The organism is Psychrobacillus sp. FSL K6-4615 (assembly GCF_038008225.1).
GTDB classification, from domain to species: domain Bacteria; phylum Bacillota; class Bacilli; order Bacillales_A; family Planococcaceae; genus Psychrobacillus; species Psychrobacillus psychrotolerans.
Genome location: NZ_JBBOYQ010000002.1, coordinates 111027 through 128802, shown reverse-complemented (window position 1 = coordinate 128802; position 17776 = coordinate 111027). Strand labels below are relative to the sequence as shown.

The window sequence follows — 17776 nt, the reverse complement described above, 5'->3', positions numbered from 1 at the left end:
TTGAGAGAATTTGTTAGTACGAATGTATTCCTTTGTATGAATATTTTTCCAAATCCATTTTATTTATAGGTGAAAATTATGAGATTTTGTATTTATAAGAGAAGATTTCCATAAGTTCAACCAAAAAGAACGTTAATGCCTCTTTCAGAATCAACGCTCATATTTATTTCAGCAGTTTTAAACCTTTGGTTCAACTCGTTCGAAGATAGCCTTATTCATACACTAATCCTTCTTCTTCGCTCGATTTTCAGTCGTTTTTGCGTTAATCCTTCTTTCCTTAACCTTTGGGGAAAATTAAAAACAGCCAAAACCCTGTTATATAAGGATTTTGGCCGTTCTAAGTAAAACTGGTTATTTGCGTTAATTACGACATATTGAGAAGCCTCGGACATGAACGATTGGAAACAACGGAAATCTATTTAGAGAAAGTATTCGCAATAGAAAATCATGCTATTCATAGTTGGAAACCGGAGTTGTTTGGAGAGTATATATAATAGAACAGATTTAAAGGCACACGTTGAAAATGAGCAAGATGAAAGTTCCTCTTTAACCCTTATATTACCCAAATATAAAAGTTCTATTTTGAAAGAAGATAGAACAAAGAGGATTCTTTTGTTGTGATTTAGTATACCTTCACGTTGATTATTTTTAGTTGTCCTTCTTCAACTAAGCACCCGTTAGTTGAAGAAGCAAAAGTCACTAAAACGTTCCCAAACCTTAACTTTATTATTGTCTTATCTGGAAGTAAATTAAAAAAATGTTTTAATAAATGCTCTGAGAACTTCACCTAATTCATTATTTTTATTAAGCCAAATATAGTGTTCAGCCCCTTTAATTTCGATATATCTAGAATTACTAATAAGACTGGAAATCTGCCTAATTGACCAAGAAGGACGAATATCATTTTCTGCACAAATGAACATTGAGGGTATTTGAAGTTGTGAGATATCCTTTAATAACAGTGGTTTTTTAATGAATGCTCTCCAAGAATTAATCAGCGAACGATGAACCATCATATTAGCCTCATACTCAAAATCTGGTTTCAATTCACCAATTTCTTCTTTCTTACGATTATAGACATCCTTCCAGTCCCTATCATTTTGTACTCCAGTTCCCGATATAGATACATATCCTAAAATAGACTGAGGATATAACAATGAGTAAGCTAAACCTAAATCAGCTCCCCAAGAGTGACCAATTACCACCCACTTTTTAAACCCGTACTCTTTACGAATTCTTTCCATGTCATTAAGACAAGATTCTAAATCATACCCGTTTCCATCATAATCGGAACGACCACAACCTTTAGGATCAAACATTATAACCTCACAAATATCATCAATTAGAAAAGACAATGGTTCTAAATAATTACTAGATCCAGGTCCGCCACTTATTAAAATGACTGGAACACTGCCTTTCCCTCTTTTTTCAGTCCATATCCTGCCATTTTCAACTGCAATGTATTTTTCAACCACCAATATCACCCTTTGTTATCTGCTTAAAGAACTCTACTTAGATAAAACAAACCCTTTCTTAAACTAACCTGCCGCGTTAGTTCAATAAGAAAAAGGCTGCATAAACAGCCCGATGATCTTTAACTAAAGCACCCGTTACTTTAAGATAATTTTAGGTACTCAAAGAAATTTTTTAGTGTTTTGGGCTATAAACTCTTTAAAAAATAAAACTACGCCAATAATAATAGAAATAAGTCCAAATCCAAATGTAATATTCGTTATACTCCATATATATGATGGTGTTAAATCAATAATAGCCTGCATTTGATGAACTTCACCTTTAAATGCTGTAAAAATAAGCACCTTTTCTAAACCACTTAAACCCATAAGAATAACACCTAAAAAGATTAAAATTATTCCCAAGTTCTTCATTGTATACCCCCTTTTTAACCTTGACTTTGAGTAGTGTTCTTACCTCAAATTCCCATCATTTGTTTATTTGCAAATTCACTATAAAATAAAAAACTTCAAATACAGATAAATTGTTTATAAATCAATCATACAATATTACCCTTGAAATGATATCGTAACATTCAAATAATATTGTTTGTTTCGGAAATCGAATCTTCAACTAACCTGCTTCGTTAGTTTAAGTGAAAACCTTCACAATCTCCTTCAAATATTAACATAATCATCCAATTTGGTCTCACCATTCTTTAAACAAATTAATATTTGTAAGATTGAATTTCCAGATCTGATTTTCTCAAACTCGATTGATAACACCCTTTTCTCCCTTAATTCCATCCTATTTGCTTGATTTTCCGTCGTTTTTGCGTTAATCCTTCTTTCCATAACCTCATGTAAATATTAAAAACAGCCAAAACTCTTGTCTTATAAGGGTTTTGACTGTTTTAAGTACAGCTGTTAATTTGCGTTAAAGGCTTACATGAGAAGCACCCCTATCCAAAACGTACAAAAAAACGTATACTCCACTAATTCAAATTAGTGGAATATACGTTTTATTTAGATTTAGTTTGTCCAATTTTATTATAGTTATCCCTATTCAACTAAACTGTAGCTTTAATTTAAATGTAACATTTCACAATGCATATCTGAGAACAACTTAATGTTTTGGACATAAAAATGATCATCAAAATGATGGCCATATTTTGCTAAAGCACCTCGTTAGTTCAATAACATGAACTTTCTTTTAAAGTTTCCAGTGAATCGGTCACTGACTTCCATGCCGATGATGACGGATCGATAACCATAAAATGTTCGACTTCTGGAAGTACTACCAAACGAACTTTATCGCCCTGTTCAATAGCCCTACGATGATACTCAATACTCAAATCAACTGGAACATGGCGGTCTAATTCACCATGAATTAAAATTTGCTCGACATTCAAAGGCAGCAATTCTATCGGTGAAGCTAACCTATAACGTTCAGATACTTCTTGGGGTGATCCTCCAATAAAAGAAGCTACGGGACTAATCATCCCTTTTTCCTCATGGATTTCCCACATCTTCTTCAAATCCAAGACCCCTGCCAAACTTATAACGCTCCGTATTGGTATAAGCAAAGTATTGCCGATTTCGTCCGTTTGAACTTTGTTAAAACGGGATGCCAACCAAAGAGCCAAGTGTCCGCCTGCTGAATGCCCAAGGATAACCACCCGAGAGAGATCGAGCTGAAAGCGTTCCTCAAGCTGGGTGAGATGATTTACAGCATCTATAACATCAATAAATGTTCCTGGCCAACCTCCACCATCTTCTCCGACTCGACGATACTCAATATTCCAAGTAGCATAACCACGACGAGTCAAATCTTCATCAATTAGTGTATTTTCTTCAAGTCCGTATTTCAATTGCCAAAAACCACCATGAATCGTAATAACTACTGGACTTAGTCCAGATAAATCCGGCATACGCAATACACCGAATTGGGACGGGTGATCTCCATATGATATATGAAAAGTTTCTGTCAATATAAAACCCCTTTCACTATATTAAGTAACTATATATTCTTCTAAACTACGCTACTTCTTTAATTCAACAAGAAACCCATATCTCCTGTTTTCTTGTTCAACTAACCTGCCGCTTTAGTTCAATAAGAAAAAAGGCTTTACTCCTTCTTGAAGTAAAGCACCTGTTAGTTGTATAACACTTACGACTAGCTCCTAATATTTCTGTTCTGCTAAAGTCCCTGTTTTTCCAATAACTTCTTAAAAATCTTTATTATTAATATCCCAGCTATCCCTATTATTCCTCCTACAAGACCAGCTATAATTACAGTAACAATTTCGCCCCAATAAACCTCTTCGTTCTTCCATAAACTTTTTGCAATTAGCACGATTATTATTACAAACATAAATGAGAACCACGATTTAAATTGCCTTTTAGTCACTATTTCCCCCCTTAAGATGGCCTTGTTTAACTAAAGTTAAGGTACATTACTTCACAAACACGGTAAATTTTGCGAGTTATTCTCCACTTTTATGTCTATTATCTCCCATCAAATAGATGTTGGAACTTTCTCCTGGTTTTGCATTTGAATTAATCGGATTCTGATTATTGTTACTAATTTTATTATTTCTTCTGTCAACTAATAAAGCAAAGGTGATAATAACAAAAAGAATAATAAGAACTATTAACCAAATCATATTTATCTCTCCTTTATTTACAGTATATTCGAACTCTTGAAACCTACAATCTTTTTAAAGGATTTTCTTCTTCAACTAACCCGCTTCGTTAATTCAATAAGAAAAAAGCTTTACTCCATCTTGAAGTAAAGCACCCGTTAGTTGAATAAGAATATATTATTTTTCTAATATTCCTATAATTTCTTCAAGTAAATCAAATGGTTCTACTTCTACCCCAATTAACTTCGCATTCCAGTTCGCACCAACTAAAAGACCATCTTCATTCATTCCGTTCAACCAAGTATTCATAAAAATTTCCAAAGGTATCGATGACGGCTTATAATGTGACCAACCATCTACTGCACATTGTCGTGCATATGCCTCATCTGACCAAAACAACATAACAACAGTATCTTCATATTCATTAGATTCGCAAACACACCATCCATCTTCATTTTCTAAACCCCAAACCACTTTATTTTCCGAAACTCTTTTTATAAAATTTTCATAACGTCTTTTAGAATTTATTATCAAATCAAGCATCGTTTTAATTCTCCCCATCTTTCAGTTTCCATATAATTCTTTACCTCTATAAGCTTAACGATATATCGCCTTGATTCATACATGTATTTTTTTCTTATTAAACTAAACTGCCCCGTTAGTTCAATAAGAAAAAGGCTTTGCTCCTTCTTGAAGTAAAGCACCCGTTAGTTGAATAAGAAAGTCTTTAAGAATCTATGGAAATATAAAAACTTCTGCTTACCACACTAAGCTGTTTCTTATTAGAAATCTTCCATTGAAGTGGATTGGCACACCTACCCCGTTTTTTTCAGCATGGATGTGTAAATGTGGTTCAGATGTATTTCCTGAATTGCCGACTAACCCAATTGGCTGTCCTCTCTGTATACTTTCCCCTTCTTTTACAACAACAGTTCCTTTTTGCATATGTGCGATATAAACATTTACATTTTCATCCTCACAGAATAAGTTGAGGAAATTTCCTTCTACATTTTCAGAATCAGCATCCGGAGGTGTCAAATCTGGTAAATCATTGCGGACTTCGAGAACTATACCGGTACACGGACTATATAATTGTTCTCCATATATGACGAATTTATCAAGTTCTTCTGGGTAAATACCGGCTGCACGTATCCCGAATTTATTCAACTTAACAATATCTATAGCATATTGCTGACTGGCATAAGCATTATGATAGTTAATTAGCACATGATTTCCGCCCTGACCAACATAATAAGTCCCGTTCTTCAGTGGAAAGTCGAGTTCAACGGCATCATCTTTAGTTGTAAAACCACTGAATGTCAAAATATTATAAACAACGAAAACTAGAGAAAGAAGCACATTGAAACTCAGTGACATCTTTTGGCTAAGGTTGAATTTGATGAGAAACGGAAGAGATTGTACTTTTTTCCATGAACTATAAATCGACAGTAACAAGAAGAACATCATAATGAATCTCAGATAATAACTGAACCAACCCCATGACTACGAAAAAAATTGCCAGGTTATAAATAGCACTGTAAACACTGCGAGTGTCAACCAATTCAATTTACTAGGGAAATTTCCTTTCCATAATGAAATAATAAACACTGTCGGTAATATCAATTGGATTATGAATAGCTCCATAATAGCAAGTGTTGTCATATGCTTTCTCCTTATCCTTAAATAGTGGTTTTTCGTATAGTACATCACTAATATCAAGGACGTTGATATTGGCAGTGTCATTTAGGACTCGAGTAATTCCCATATATTAACTTACTTAGACAGCCTTACAGATATACCTGCTTATTGAACTAACATGCTTCTTTAGTTCAATAAGAAAAAAGGCTTTACTCCTTCTTGAAGTAAAGCACCCGTTAGTTTAAGTACATTATTTCACAAACTCCCATGTTTACTTTTAATTAAGCCAGATTATTCATCTCTTTTAAAAAGTAATCAAGCCATTCATTTTGGGGAGAAACAATCTGCGGTAAATTGTCTAATGGAGACCAAAACAATTTAAACGTATGATTATCTGTCTCAATTTCCCATTCATTAAACTCACTTTTTGATTGGAGATGATAAAATTGTCTTGTTACTTTTGAGGCTAATTTTGTTTTATCTACCCAACCAGTTATCTGATAAGAGATGTAATTCGGCTCTGGATATTTATCTCCTTCTTTATAAGTTATTTGTACAAATTCTCCATGTTTTCGTTCATGAAATACAGTGATACCTCTTCTAATTTCCGCCCATTGGAAACTTGACGTGTCTGGTTTTGAATATATTTTTGCTTTATCAAAAATGATATATTTCCCTTCTAAGTTTTGTTCATGACTCCCAATCACTTTGCATGAAACGAATTCTTTAAGACCAGTTTCTTCAATTGCTTCTCTAATAGCCGCTTGATAAGAGTCCTCATTTATTTCGACTGTGCCTGCTGGTATTTGAATACCAGCACTGGGATGTTGAATTAAAAGAAGCTCCAATTTATTATCGACTTCTCTAGTAATAAAGCATGTAACCTTTCCTAATACTTTTTCCATAGTATCCTCCTTAATAACAATTTAGGTAAAAACTATTGAGCTAAACTGCCCCTTTAGTTCAATAAGAAAAAAGGCTTTACTCCTTCTTGAAGTAAAGCACCCGTTAATTTAATATGATTCTCTAAATAAAATATAACTCCAAACAAATAAAACAATAGATAATATAAAATATAAAGTTTTAGCGACCCAGTATGGAAGTTTATCAAATATCCAAAATAACCCTTCAACAATGAATGAAAGTATTAATGATTCATTTATCCCAGTGCCTGTGCCCTCTTCTTTATGGATTTTCTTGTTGTGTCTAAAACCTAAAACAAAGAAGCCAATCCCAAATAATCCAACTATAACTGCTTCCCACAAAATTATTACCTCAATTCCATCAATGGTGTTATTGTACCTGTTTTTCACCTTATTAAACTAACCTGCCGCGTTAGTTTAAGTGAAAACCTTCACAATCTCCTTCAAATATTAACATAATCATCCAATTTGGTCTCACCATTCTTTAAACAAATTAATATTTGTAAGATTGAATTTCCAGATCTGATTTTCTCAAACTCGATTGATAACACCCTTTTCTCCCTTAATTCCATCCTATTTGCTTGATTTTCCGTCGTTTTTGCGTTAATCCTTCTTTCCATAACCTCATGTAAATATTAAAACAGCCAAAACTCTTGTCTTATAAGGGTTTTGACTGTTTTAAGTACAGCTGTTAATTTGCGTTAAAGGCTTACATGAGAAGCACACCAATCCAAAACATACAAAAAAACGTGTATTCCACTTATTCATAATAGTGGAATACACGTTTTTTTAATTATCCTTATTTTTTTCGAGAGTTGCGTTAGGTAATAATGTATCTAACTCACTTACACTATATAATCTTATTTGAACTTTATTTCGGTGTTCTTCTGGTAAATGCTCAACCAATCTCTCTGCAATTTCTAATTTTTCATCTGGTGTAATTAAATTTGATAAATTACATTCCAATACATAAATCATTTCATCATCTACTGGTATTAGAGAATAATGGATGCTACCTACCCAAGAATTTACTCGAAGAGCTGACCAAAAGAATAAATCCCAGATTTCGTGTTGTTCCGATTTAAACTGTACTTGTTTAAAGACTTGTGGGGAAATAAAATCAAGATCATATGTGTTCCCCAAGTACAAATCCGTTGTATTAAATTCAAATTCCTTTGAACCTTTATACCGTTCATCTGCAATTAGTGCTTTAAATGCTCCATAACAAGCTAACTCTTTTATAAGCGAGTTAGTAATGTCATAGGCTGGCTCCATATTTGTTAAAACTTCCATACTGAAATTATGACTTACATCTGTTAGAAACCAATCTTGCATCATATCATTAAATAAGCTATCTAACATCTTAGGGATTTCATTACGAGATACTCCTAAAGAAGCCAGCCATGCTTCTGGTAATAACTCTGTTTCATTATCATTCAAGATAACCTTCATTGTGTAATAACCTTGATAATATGAACTACGTACAACATCCTCAATTTCATTTTCAATAAATGAACGGCTTTCATCATTTTTGGCAAACACAAGTAGTTTTCTTCCATAAAAAATCATTAACTCTTCTAATTCTTTGCGAAGTGATTCATTATTGTTAAATTCATCTTGTAAGTGTTTAAATACTTCTTTTTTTGTTTCCTCTATTAAGGTCATAAAGATTACTCCCCTTCTTTGTCTTTAAACTTTTTCTCAATTGTTGGATCTATCACATAAGGTGGAGATGGGCTATCATCAAAAATTAACCATGCATTCTTCTCTTTAATAAATATAGACTCATAGTAAATTTCTTCTTTATCCTTAGTGATATATTTACGATACATAGATGCTTCGTCTACTCGACTTTCCATTTCTACATCTGTTATTTGATAGTCTACGATTGGTGATTTAAGTTGTTTGGTAAACATAGCTTGTAAAGTGTTCATTGTTTCAATTTGTTCTTTTTCTCCTGTAGGCAGCAATTCTTTAAAATTAGTACTAAAATAAGGCGATATCTTTTTATAGAATTCCTCCCCACTTATTTGTGAAGAATGAAATAAGAAAAATAATTGACTACTATATTGAGCTAATTCATTTATATCCGTGAAAACATCTTTTGGAATTGGTATCTTTTTCTCCACAACTTCTCGTATTGGCAAGTCACTATCTGCTACTGCTTCTTCTGCAGACTTTGACATACTATTTTCATCTTTTTCTAACGTTTCTAATTGTTCTTCACTCAATTTAACTTCAGATGGCTCTACATTTTCAGGATTCTCTACTTGATCCTTTTCTTTTTCAACTTTTTTTCGCTCTTTTACGACTTTATCATTTTCTTCAATCTTTTTATCAAAAATTGAATTGGAACAACCTGAAAGAATGATTGCAAAAGAACTAGCGATAAGTGTCCCTTTAATAATTTTGGAAGTTTGGTTAATAGATTTTTTCATGTTCTTCCTCCCAATTTAATAATATGGATTTTATTTTCTTCCGATCTCTATCAGGCAGAAGATAATTTAATTCACTTGTTTCTTCAATAGTTCCTTTACGCTGGTATGAAAAGAGCAGGATATTTGAAAAAGGCATAACTTGAAGATAATCTCCTTTATCTATTAAACGTGTATTTAACAGTGTATAGAAAAAATGTTGCAAGGTAGTTTTTACGTTAACAGGCAGGTGCGAATTAATTAAAACACTCTTTTCCTTTTTTTGACCAAATAGACATAACCACAGCATAAAAAAGTTGCTGTTTAATTTGTTTGGTTCCATTGCCATTACAGAACCGTTAATGGTCCATTCTTTTAATATTCTTGCTAAAGGTACCGATTCCTTAATAATGACATTTCCAGTCTTAAAGTTGATGAAAACATGTTCATTTAGCTGATACCGATTAATATACTTATTTAAAAATGCAATTTTACGTTCGTCCAGGACTACTTTTATTCCACTTTCATTTATATTATTGACCTCTGTATATTCTTGTATAATGAATGAAATTATTAAATTTTCTAAAGGTTGAACATGACTCACTATCTTGCTCCTCTCATGAATATTTGTTATTTGTGCAAAAGTTAATACAAAAAATACCCCATAGTAAAGGAAGATTAGATGCTATCTAAACTTTTCTTTAACTATGGGGTACTCCCAATTAGTAATCTATAGTATTAATTTTTGTATGACTTTTTTCATAATTAGGACGTTCTTCTTTGGTTAGTATAATCTATATCTTTCACTCGGACAAGTGCCTCTTTTAAAATTGATGTAGTTGTTCCTATGTTTGTACCCAAACATTGTTGAATTTCTTCAATTTTTTTATTCTCATGCACATAAAGATAGTGCACATAAGAAAACCGAACATGTTCAGACTTTAATGGGTATCCTAAGACTTTTGCAAGTGCATCATTGCAATAATTTTCAGAGGAAACTGTTATAGGGACAAATTTATCTTTTTCTTTTTTGGAAAATATATATTCTACATCTCGAAATGTAGCTTTTTCAATAGCTTGTAATAGTACCGCTATTTCTTCGTTATTGCTAAGTTCCATTGTTACGCTTTGCTCGAAAGAGGTATTTATAGTAACCGTAAAATAATTTCCATAGTCGATAATATCTTCTAACTTGATACGAATTGAATCCCTTCTCCTTATTCCTCTCAAATCAAAAATATAGAAAAGTTTTGCTGCTAAAGGTATTTCACTGGTTAAGACATCTGTTCTCTTTTCAAGAAGTTCCATGTAATTCAAATTAATAACGGATGATTTAGGTTTTAGATCTAGCTTCTTTTGATAGTTGAGTTTAGGCATAAAATCAACAGGTACTTTGCCTTCTTCCCACATAAAGTTAAACCAATTTCGTAAGTATACTAATTTGCGATTAATCGTTGAATCCGAAATGTTTTTTTCTCTTTCAGCGTCTAAAAAATTATGAACATCTTTTGGACGTATTTCATGGGGAGCAACGGTTTTTTTATATACCCCATTAACATAAGCTAGAAAGTTTTTAATTAAACTTACTTCGATAACAGTAGTTTTATCACTTATTCCTTTGGCTAGTCTATATTTTTCATATCCATAGGGCATAATCCTTTACTCCCTTCATTTTAGATTATTTTATTACTAATAATATATCATAATTCCTTTTTACAACCATATATAAGAATTTATATAGAATTAAATGAAAAGAATAAATACAGGAACTAATAGAGAAAGAAAAGAAACATTTTTATACAGCTTTGAACCAAGCGAGAGAAAGGTTTAAGGAATAAAAAAAAAAAACCACTTATTGGATAATAATCTATAAACTATATAAAGAATTAGAAAGATATTAGATTAATTATTTAAAACTATCAAGGTAATTTTTAAATTTTTCATTATTACATAAAATGGGAGTAATACCTAAAAAAAATAGACAAACTTAGCTTATTATGATGATTTATACAAAGGATCCACTTGATTCATAAAATGTTAAAAATTTTAGGCACGACAAAATACTGATGTTGTTTTTAGGCAAAATCAGTGAATTCTTAAATATAAAAGTTTTTTCAGAAATTTATTTGAAAGATTCTATTCTATTTCTAATGATTACTCTTTCAATTGTTCTTTCATAATAGAATATTGCGCTTGCTTAACTTTAGATAGTTGTAGCTCTTTTTCAGCTTTTTTTATCTGGAACCGTGTAGTAACAGCTGTTAATTCTATTAGTCTAGTATCATCATGCAATACTCCATTTATTGCACATGTATACATGAATTCTCTATACTGTTGTGGATTTTCAAAAATCTCAGGTACGAGAATAGATTTGTCTGCGAAGATCTTTTCTTTTTGAGATTTTAGTAGATTCCATTCTTCTTTAGCTACTTTAAAGTCCTTGTAGTTAATGGCATGTTGAAATAAGGCTCTGTCTAAATCAATTATATGATTAATAGAACCTTTATCTGTATAGAACATAATGAAAGAACCTATGTATTTAGTCGGGATAATATAGCCGTTACATAGTAGTTCGTTAAATTTTGGTTTATTTGTGTTGTTAATAGAATCCTTTAATGTATTTTGGTGTAATGCTGCAGCAGTAATGATGTTACGAATCTCTGGCAAGATGTAGTGATTCATAAAAATATTAGCAGCTTTATCTTTGTGAGCATATTCAACAATTAGATTGTTATTTGCATCAAAAAATTTAACTAACATATTACGATAAATAGTTAATCCAACTTCACCAAAGTGGTTAAATAATGTGTTTTTATAGTTGATAATTAAGTTACGTTGTTTTTTAGGAATGTCTAAGTAAGAAAAATTATTAGCTGAAGCTAAAGTGTCTAGTTCTTTTTCAGATGCCATTAAAGGTACTGTCTGTTCCACTACTTTTTTTGTCACACGAACTTGAATTAGGCGGTTTTCAATCGTTTTATTAGATAAACGTTTTATCTCTTTTATATCTTGTGGGCCAGTTAAATACTCCTTACCAAAGAAACGGAAAAAAGAAGTTTCGTTGTCTTTTGTATTTTCCGTTAGCACAGGGGTATTTAATTGGTCAGCTCTATTTACTAGCATAATTTCAATATGGCCGTTTTTAACTAATGATAAAAGTGCATTTGCTAATTGGCGAAAAGTAGGAAAAATATCAAGTCCTCTTTTATCTTGTTTCTTGTTTTTAAATAGTTCCATTACTTTGTAACGTTGCCATTGCGTTGGAGCAATAGAACGAGTCAATATAAAGTTAAATAAACGTTGTTCATTTTTTGTGTAGTTCATGTATTCTGCTGTTGAAAAGACTTTGTAGTTTTGTGTATATGTAGCAACCCCAGCTTTACCAGAAGTTTTAATATGGAAATTAGAATAATAATGTCCACCTTTAAAAAATAATAATTTATGGAAAATTACTTCTCTCAAAATTGATTGAAGTGTTTTTCTTTGTATTTGTAATTGGATTCTAATTGTTTCTAAATCCTCCATTACTCTTTTATCTAGATCTATGTATGGTGTTAAAGCCAATAAAAACTCTACTGTTTTTTTGTTAAGATTCAGTTCATTTGTTGCGGATTTTTGCAATGCTAATCGGTCTATTTTACTTAGTTCTATATTTGGTAATCCCATATTGCGTACCCCCAGTTTCTATCTACAGTTAATTCTCTATAAGTCTTTTTACATCTTAGCTGCGTGTTTTTGTTATTTAGTCCTACATACTACTGTAATAACTTACAGTTGGTTCTTCCCAAGAAAGTTCAAAAGAACGCCACCAAGGAAAGGAAGATCTCTAACAAAATTACCAATAATGCACTTCTTTTTTAGAAAAAATATCGCGCTTAATATTGTTGCAACAAGGAATAACAAGTGTTAGAATAGAAACATCTTACACATACCTTTTTTGACAATAAGAAAGACGCTTTTGAATGGTCCAATTTTTAAAAATTGGTAGTTCCAAAAGAAAAGAAGTGGTTATTGAGTTGTTTATTTTTAAAATATCTCCTCGCTTTCCTTTTTCCTTTATTGTTTCCGGTTAACGTTGGTAGCGTTAATCCAGTCAAGAATACAGTTGGTAGCTGTATGGTATGTTACTCGGTATATTAAGAACGACACTTAGGACTTGTCTGGTAAACAAGTTCTTTTTTTCTGTCTAAAAACAAAAAGTGTTGCAATGATCCAATAGATTACTAATGTTGGTGTATTCACTTTCTAATTGATAGGTACAGAAAATAGACGAGTGTCTACACTTGTATTCATAGCGTCAATTAAGACAACATTTGAATAAAGTAAGACCTTCGCGTGAAAGTGGACAACTCCATATTAACAAATATCATATACTATCGCAATATTTTATTTTTTTTAAAGAAATTCATATTTCTAGTTGAAATATATTTATAAGCATGATAATATGAGTTCACAACTAAATTAAATACTTCTTTATATTAAAAAATAAAGTGTTGCGATGTTGCAATGATTCATTGATGCATTGGTGCTTTGTTTTCTAATTGGTAGGAAGTGGACAAAAAAACCCCGTTACTTTTAAAGTAACGGGGTTTTTACAATTCTTTTTTATTTGATTAAGTTAATCACGAGCAGTCCAGCTGTGCAAACGATCACACCGATGTATGAAATGATTGCAAGAAAATTTACATTTTTATTAAAAGCCATTCCTAATTTAAACATTAGATCACTCTTCTTCCCTATTAGTTATTTTCTTTGAAGTATCTGAAGCTACATCATAACCAATCTTTTTGATGTTTTCATGAATAGGTTGCAGCTCTTCTTTTAGTTGTTCAATTTCTGTTTTTAAAGATTGCTCTTGTTTATTGAGTTGAACCAATTTACTCTCTATGTCTTTAATGATTTCTTCAGTTTCGCTACTAGAAGAATTAATATTCTTTCCAAATAATTTACTCCATATGCCAGGGTTCTGTTCAGAGTTGAATTTCACCTTCATAATTCGAATATAACCTTCTAAGTTATCTATTTGATTAAAAATGTTATCACGTTTAATCTTTTTTTCTAGTATTAATTCTTTTATATCAGAAGCTTTATCTTTCTGGAACATTAACTTTTTCATGTTTTTTAATTCGTCAGTTGAATTTGGAGTTACTAATTCTTTTAAATTAGTCTCATTAATGAAAATCTTTGTTTCTTCCGATTCGGGATCTTTTACTAATTGAAATATACCTGAATTAGCCATGCTCTGAACTATCTTTCCTAACTCATTAATTTTCTCTGTATTATCTTTGATATCTTGAGATAAATCCTCGGGTACAGGTTTATCGCGATAAGGAGTTCCTTCGACACCTATTAAACGCTTTAAACCCTTAACTTTATATTCATCCTTTAATAAAAGAATCATACGTAGTCTAAGAATAGATGTGAAATACAAACGGTATATGTTTTCAGCTATAATTATCTCGCCTTTAAATATGTAATCGTGAAAGTGTTTAAGATAATAACGTAATTGTGCATCATTACTATCAAACCACTCAGCTATCTTAGGTGTACTATAGCTAATAGTTTCGTTAATTTCAGTTAAATATTCATCTTCATATAACAAATAATCAGTATTTGTCTCCAATAGAATTGTAAACAATGGATCATTCTTCAATAGTTCTTGTATTCTACTAATTTGTTCCTCATTCTTTAACATGTTGTTACCTCCGGTCAGATAAAAATCTAATGTACTTACAATACCACAATCCGAAAAGTTCTAACATTGCTATTCTATTTTTCCGTGAAATAAAATTAAGAAAATTATTCTGCGTTGTTTTAATTATATATCCAAAAAATTTAATTTTCGCCATTCCATTCTTCTGAAAGCAGAAAATATAAGTATCTAAATCTTTTCGATATATAAGAACTACTATAAAAGTTACCTGTACATAATACCGAAGGTAAAATGAATTATTTTTCGCCATTCTATTCTCCGGAAAATTAATTGTTCGGGAGGATAGAATATTTTTCTTTATTTCACTCTGCTTAAATGTCGTTTTTAATTAGAATTCCAAATAAAAGTGTGAGTGTTGTAATTTATGATTAGCGAAGAATATATTTTTGTTAATTTCTTTTAGAGAAAAATATTTTTCTTTATTCTATTCTTCCGAAAAGTTTAATTCAGGTCTTTTTTGAATTTTGTATAAGAAAACATGAGGGATATAACCCTCATGTGTAAATTTGTAAATCTATTTACTTAAATCTAATGAGTTTAATAGTTCATCAACAGCAGCATCATCATCATCTGCATTATCAAGATTGTCATCAGTCTCAAGGGATAGTTCATCATCACCTAATAAATCACTAATGCCTAGATCATCAAAGTCTAAATCATCTTCGTTTAGTAGTTCGTTTTTATCTCCAATGGATTGAATAGTTGCTTTTTCAAATGTAAAGTTTCTGTTTCGCTCTTGAAACTCCTCATATTCTTTGACTAAACCAGTCTCCAAGCGTTCTGGAAGGGCATCTGTCTTATAGAATGAATATACAGATACTCTAAAATCATTCTTTGACTCTACGTATCCATCAAATACGACACCATTAACAGGAAGCTCTTTATTTGCGATTTCTTTAGCTTTTTCAATAAATGCTCCATTACCAAGTTTCTTACTTTCATCAAGTACTGCTAGTAAACCAACATGATAAACCTTTTTAGAAATGTATTCTCCGTCATGTTCTCTAACGAGCTGAATAGGAGAGTGTAGGTTTGTTTCTTTTAAAGAGCGTTTAAATAATTCAGCTACATCATCATTGTTATTCACTAGATTAGCAGGGACTTCTATTTTTGATAATACTAGACTTCCGTTGAACTCAGTAATAGCACGTTTAAAATCTTCGGCATCAAACGAGAGACTAGAACCACCACTTGTTGTAGCAGTGTTTAATTCATGAAAGATTTCTGAAATTTGTTTATTTGCATAGTCGCGGTAATTATCAATATTCTTCCGTTTGTTTTTTGGAATTGCATTAAATTCGTCATAAAAATGTTGGTTATCTGCGAATGTTACGAATGCTATTCCTTTTGATGGATCACTAGCACTCTTCCATATTTTTTGAGAAAAATCATTTACTTGTCGTAATACATCTGGACCGTCATGACGTAAAGGAAGTGTAACGATAACGCCTATTTTAACGAATTTTTCAGCTGCTTTTCTTGTTGCTTGCACAGCGTATCTCTTAGCATTCTCTTTGAAATCTTCATCAGACACACTCTTCTTGATTTTGATTAATTCCTTACGAATGAGGGGCTTGTTATGATGGTCGTAAAACTCTGAGATTGCTTTGACTATAGTAGAAGTCCCTGTACCACCGCCAAGACCTGCAAAGAAAAGAACTAATTCATCATCGGCTCTAACTTTATCATGTATGAAGTTATTTAGTTTTTCAGCAGCATCTTTATTTTCCTCAAGAGTGATTAATCCTTTTTCGGGATTTTTCGCCATTCCACGCAATCCCAATGACACACGGTTTTCTTCGGGAATATTTTTTAATCCTTCTAAGTCTCCATCATTTGAATTTAAAGCTAAACAGTTATATGACGGTGTACCGTCAGCCTTTTTATAATTGGCAAATTCATCAGCCATTCTTGAACCAGCTTGTCCAAAACCAACTATCGTCATATTAATAGCGGGCGTATTAGTGATAAATGCTTTAGTCATTGGTCATTACTTCCTTCCATTTGTTTGAGTTGTTGAATCTTTGCAAATACGTTAATACCTCGTTTAGTTATATAGAAGAATTTATAAGGTTTCATTTCTTCGAAATATAGAAGAGACATACTTGATAACTTATCGACTATTCGTTCAGCAGCCTTGCGATTAATAGTAGTTAGTTGTTTTTTAAACGATAAAGGTTCATTTTTGGTTTTAGTACCAACTAATCTTTCCAGCGTTATATTCTCTATCAGATGTTGAACAGAAACCTTTTGCTGTTCTCTTTGTTGTGCTGCAATAAACCGTAGAATTTCAATGCTCGCATCATCATCTTTTAGAATAGTTGCAAACATAAGAATGAGATCGTCTGAAAAGGATATATTTTTGAATTGTTGGTGTAGATTTGCGTCCACTAATTTACCTCCTTCTTATGTAGTTACTAATTATAGTAACTAATATTAGATACTATTGCAAGCGTCGATTAAAAAAATCTTTAAAATCGTTGGTAATACTCATATTTTCATAGTAACTATATATAGTTACTATAATACAATTTTAGTGAATAATATCTTTTTTTGAATGGATATTTTAAAAATAAAATCCTTAATGTCTTAAATTTAACCGAATTTGAATAGAAAATATCAAGATTTTTAAGTGGAAATATGAAAATAATTCGCATGGTTACTATATATAGTTACTATTGTAATTCCTTTTATATCAGTACTTTTGAAAGCTTACTTTAGTAATGTTACTAAAAATAAAATACAGTAACTATATATAGTAACTATTAATAGTTACTATATGTTTTCAGTATTATTCTTCTGAGGGGTTTAACTAAAGTTTTTATTTGGAGTTCTTGAATGGTACTGGATGTCACAATACTATTGGCAGTTTTTATAGAATGCGTGGAGTTTAAAGTAGAAAAAAACTAGAAATAATAAATTAATTTTCGCTGTTCTATTCTTCGGTAAACAAATCTAAAGTGGAAATATTTTATTTTCTCTATTCTTTTCA

The 17776-nt window shown here is 31.5% G+C and carries 17 protein-coding genes; all 17 read right to left on the bottom strand.

Annotated features, from left to right (window positions below):
• Nucleotides 1-749 precede the first annotated feature (749 nt).
• Entirely contained in the window at nt 750-1475 is a 726-nt protein-coding gene (locus MKX53_RS19405; protein WP_340913643.1) for an alpha/beta fold hydrolase, read from the bottom strand.
• A 159-nt stretch (nt 1476-1634) separates the two neighbouring features.
• On the bottom strand, nt 1635-1886 hold the full coding sequence (locus MKX53_RS19400) for a hypothetical protein (protein ID WP_340913641.1): 252 nt from the start codon (nt 1884-1886) through the stop codon (nt 1635-1637).
• 758 nt (nt 1887-2644) lie between these two features.
• Nucleotides 2645-3442: an alpha/beta hydrolase family protein gene (locus tag MKX53_RS19395; RefSeq protein WP_340766037.1), complete on the bottom strand. Its 798-nt coding sequence runs from the start codon at nt 3440-3442 to the stop codon at nt 2645-2647.
• Between the two features lie 209 nt (nt 3443-3651).
• The gene (locus MKX53_RS19390; protein WP_340763415.1) at nt 3652-3861 is read right to left on the bottom strand and encodes a hypothetical protein; all 210 of its coding nucleotides are present in this window, start codon (nt 3859-3861) and stop codon (nt 3652-3654) included.
• Nucleotides 3862-3937: 76 nt separating this feature from the next.
• On the bottom strand, nt 3938-4117 hold the full coding sequence (locus tag MKX53_RS19385) for a hypothetical protein (protein ID WP_340763414.1): 180 nt from the start codon (nt 4115-4117) through the stop codon (nt 3938-3940).
• Between the two features lie 156 nt (nt 4118-4273).
• A complete protein-coding gene (locus tag MKX53_RS19380) occupies nt 4274-4657 on the bottom strand; it encodes a DUF2750 domain-containing protein (RefSeq protein WP_340911809.1) in 384 nt (127 codons plus the stop codon).
• 198 nt (nt 4658-4855) lie between these two features.
• Nucleotides 4856-5323 (bottom strand): M23 family metallopeptidase, encoded by a 468-nt coding sequence (locus MKX53_RS19375; RefSeq protein WP_340913639.1) that lies wholly within the window; start codon nt 5321-5323, stop codon nt 4856-4858.
• A 692-nt stretch (nt 5324-6015) separates the two neighbouring features.
• On the bottom strand, nt 6016-6639 hold the full coding sequence (locus tag MKX53_RS19370) for an NUDIX domain-containing protein (RefSeq protein ID WP_340913637.1): 624 nt from the start codon (nt 6637-6639) through the stop codon (nt 6016-6018).
• A gap of 108 nt (nt 6640-6747) precedes the next feature.
• Complete coding sequence (locus MKX53_RS19365) at nt 6748-6999, bottom strand: hypothetical protein (protein ID WP_340913635.1); 252 nt, start codon at nt 6997-6999, stop codon at nt 6748-6750.
• Between the two features lie 447 nt (nt 7000-7446).
• A complete protein-coding gene (locus tag MKX53_RS19360; protein ID WP_340766050.1) occupies nt 7447-8322 on the bottom strand; it encodes a hypothetical protein in 876 nt (291 codons plus the stop codon).
• A gap of 5 nt (nt 8323-8327) precedes the next feature.
• Nucleotides 8328-9095 (bottom strand): hypothetical protein, encoded by a 768-nt coding sequence (locus tag MKX53_RS19355; protein ID WP_340766052.1) that lies wholly within the window; start codon nt 9093-9095, stop codon nt 8328-8330.
• Nucleotides 9079-9675, bottom strand: coding sequence for a hypothetical protein (locus MKX53_RS19350; protein WP_340766054.1), 597 nt, complete (start codon nt 9673-9675; stop codon nt 9079-9081). Before MKX53_RS19350 ends, MKX53_RS19355 begins: the two co-directional genes overlap by 17 nt.
• Nucleotides 9676-9836: 161 nt before the next feature.
• A complete protein-coding gene (locus MKX53_RS19345) occupies nt 9837-10724 on the bottom strand; it encodes a site-specific integrase (protein ID WP_340913632.1) in 888 nt (295 codons plus the stop codon).
• A gap of 501 nt (nt 10725-11225) precedes the next feature.
• Nucleotides 11226-12737, bottom strand: coding sequence for a hypothetical protein (locus MKX53_RS19340; protein WP_340913631.1), 1512 nt, complete (start codon nt 12735-12737; stop codon nt 11226-11228).
• 1057 nt (nt 12738-13794) lie between these two features.
• Nucleotides 13795-14766: a hypothetical protein gene (locus tag MKX53_RS19335; RefSeq protein WP_340913629.1), complete on the bottom strand. Its 972-nt coding sequence runs from the start codon at nt 14764-14766 to the stop codon at nt 13795-13797.
• A 532-nt stretch (nt 14767-15298) separates the two neighbouring features.
• Entirely contained in the window at nt 15299-16768 is a 1470-nt protein-coding gene (locus tag MKX53_RS19330; RefSeq protein ID WP_340913627.1) for a cell division protein FtsZ, read from the bottom strand.
• On the bottom strand, nt 16765-17175 hold the full coding sequence (locus MKX53_RS19325) for a hypothetical protein (protein WP_340913624.1): 411 nt from the start codon (nt 17173-17175) through the stop codon (nt 16765-16767). The genes MKX53_RS19330 and MKX53_RS19325 overlap by 4 nt, the downstream gene beginning before the upstream one ends.
• Nucleotides 17176-17776 lie beyond the last annotated feature (601 nt).